Raw genomic sequence first — 2,394 nt, 5'->3', positions numbered from 1 at the left:
CCGAGGCGATGAAAAGGGCAGTCGAAGCCGCCCCGCGATGATGTCAGGGGTGCGGGAATGAACGGCGAGCTGCCCGCTGATCTCTTCGCGCAGAGCAGTCTTCCTGGCGGGCAAGGTGGCCTTGAGCTTCTCCATCTGCGGAGCCAACCACCGAACATATGCGGCCATGGTCTTGGCTAAAGTCCCATCCGCAGCCTTGCCTTGCAACTCAGTCAACATAGCTCAAGTCCAGTTCAAGGTGATAGTCTTCAAACAACTTGGCCCTGTCGATGGCGACGGTTTTGCCCTGGCGCTTGAAATCCATATCCAGGCTTTGCACTTCGAAAGCGTCGTCTCCGGTTTCCTTGACGAACCAGTACGTCTCGGAGAGGGATGCGTGTTTCGTGCCGCCGAAACCAACCTTGAGGGTGGTTTTCATGGAAAAAATGCCGGATATCCGGTTGTCCTGCGTCATGGGCCCAGGGGTCCGTCCTCAGACGTCCATGGTCAGGCTGCCCTGGCCGGCTTCGTTCGCAACCGTTTTGGGGGAAGAAGCAATCTGATCGTATTGCTTGGCGCGTAATTTGGCAAGCAATTGAGCGGCTTCGGGGAAGGGATCGCGGATGGTCAAGGCTTTTTCGAGATGCTCGATGGCCTGGGCATAGTCCTTGGCAAAAATGCAGGCCTTGGCGATGTTGTACCGGAGGTTTTCATCCTTGGGCGTGAGCGCCAGAGCCTGGGCGTAGGCGTGCATGGCCCCGGCGTAGTCGCCTTTTTTGCGCAGGTCGATGCCCAGGGAATTATACGGATTGATGGCATCGGGATTGGCTTCGAGGATCTCGGCAAAAAGTTCCTTGAGTTCGGCGAGGCGATCCTGGAGCGCCAGAATTTCGGCTGATTTGTCAAGGAATGCCTGATAGTTTGCGATATCGCCCTTGCCCTTGTAGGCATGCGCCATGCCCTTGTAGGCTTCGGCGTACATGGAATTGAGAGCCACGGCCTTGTTAAAGGCGATGATGGCCTTGCCGTACTTTTGGTGGTGCAGATAATCCATGCCTTTGTTAAACCACAGCAGCGACTCATTCTCTTCTTCGATAATCTCAGAAAATTCCTCCAAGGCCTCGTCAAAGCGGCCATGGCTCACCAACTCGTTGGCGACATCCAACTGCTCCCTCTCCACTTCGTCGATGCTAGTCGTCTCCATAGCCATCTGGAGATGACGTTCAAACGTGGTAATTGAATATGGGCGAATGATATAGCCGTTGCATCCAGCCGCAATAGCTTTCACGACATTTTGAAGATTGCTCTCTGCTGTGACCATGATGACTGGCAACAGCTTTGATCGTGTGGCCTTGCGCAAGGCGCGCAGACAAGACCAGCCATCCATTCCCTTGACAGCGGAGTCGATGAGCACCAGATGAACTTCGTCTTCCTGAATCGGTTGTAGCAGGTGTTCGAGTTCATCGCTTATCAGAACATTTTTGACGTTGAGTCGGAGACAATTTTTTTTGTCTCTGGTCGCATGATGCAGATTGTTGCTTAAAATAGCGATGGAGATATTCTGCGTTTCCATGGTGCACTCGGTTGGCCGAAAGAGGCGCGTGAACGATGGTTGGAGGTCTGATGCATGATTCGAGCCTTGGGAATCGCCATGGAATCAGTCAAAATACGGCAACCTCAGGCATTTTCATACGGGCATTGGCGGCCGCATAAACCAAGTGGAACAGTCTACGCGCCGACCTTATTCCTAAGAAGAGGACCATAGCAGTTCCTGTTCGAGGAAGGCAATGTTTTCTGAACTGCCTATGCGACCATGACCAAGCCCATCTTCTCCATGCGCACCGGCCAGTTCGCCGACATGTACGACCTGCACCTTGCCGCCGTCGTCTCCCTGCGGAAAGCCGGCCTCGAGGATCAGGCGCGAGAACTGCGGCAACGAGGTATGGATGCTCCTTCCTGGGCCGCCATGCTGACGTTGGTTCAGGAATACCTGGACGTGGCTCAGGAGCCTTGCCGGCTTGGACGCGGATAGACACCGCGCAAAGTTATTTATCTCACGTAGCCGGCGACCAAGGGTGCGACCTGGGGCGGTCCACTTTTTGGGTGTGCGGCTTATGACACAAAGAATATGACTGCTGTTTCGCCCGGGCATGCTGCAGCCGCAGCCGCCGGGTTTCGCAGCGGTTATTGGCCGTCGTGCGTCTTTTTCATGGCTTCGATGAGCGGTCCGAGGTCTGGTCTGACGTTTATGTCATGAACGTCGAGGAACCGGATGATGCCACATTTGTCGACCAGAATCAGGGCGCGTTCGGCGGTTCCGTCGCTGCGCAGGATGCCGAGCTTTTTGGCCAGTCCGCCGTGGGGCCAGAAATCCGAGGCCACCGGAAACCACAGGCCGCCCATTTCCCGGGTCCA

5 protein-coding genes are annotated in these 2,394 nt (G+C 55.3%); 1 reads left to right on the top strand and 4 read right to left on the bottom strand.

The genetic code is table 11. The features are described from left to right. The 3 genes from GTA51_RS20785 to GTA51_RS20250 all read right to left on the bottom strand — a co-directional run. Positions 1 to 219: hypothetical protein (locus tag GTA51_RS20785; RefSeq protein WP_211922681.1), on the bottom strand; the 219-nt coding region annotated here is incomplete at its 3' end. Next, complete coding sequence (locus tag GTA51_RS20255; protein WP_246198263.1) at positions 209 to 454, bottom strand: hypothetical protein; 246 nt, start codon at positions 452 to 454, stop codon at positions 209 to 211. The genes GTA51_RS20785 and GTA51_RS20255, both read right to left, overlap by 11 nt. Positions 455 to 472: 18 nt before the next feature. Beyond that, positions 473 to 1,552: a tetratricopeptide repeat protein gene (locus GTA51_RS20250; protein WP_160964290.1), complete on the bottom strand. Its 1,080-nt coding sequence runs from the start codon at positions 1,550 to 1,552 to the stop codon at positions 473 to 475. 240 nt (positions 1,553 to 1,792) lie between these two features. Between GTA51_RS20250 and GTA51_RS20245 the strand changes: the two genes are divergently transcribed. Beyond that, positions 1,793 to 2,011, top strand: coding sequence for a hypothetical protein (locus tag GTA51_RS20245; protein WP_246198262.1), 219 nt, complete (start codon positions 1,793 to 1,795; stop codon positions 2,009 to 2,011). A 152-nt stretch (positions 2,012 to 2,163) separates the two neighbouring features. On the opposite strand, the gene GTA51_RS20240 is transcribed toward GTA51_RS20245, so the two are convergent. Continuing rightward, the coding region (locus GTA51_RS20240) for a thioredoxin domain-containing protein (protein WP_160964289.1) at positions 2,164 to 2,394 on the bottom strand (231 nt) is incomplete at its 5' end.

Source organism: Solidesulfovibrio aerotolerans (assembly GCF_009856865.1).
GTDB lineage: Bacteria > Desulfobacterota > Desulfovibrionia > Desulfovibrionales > Desulfovibrionaceae > Solidesulfovibrio > Solidesulfovibrio aerotolerans.
The sequence above is the reverse complement of the archived record's forward strand: the minus strand, read 5'-3'. Positions and strand labels throughout refer to the sequence as shown.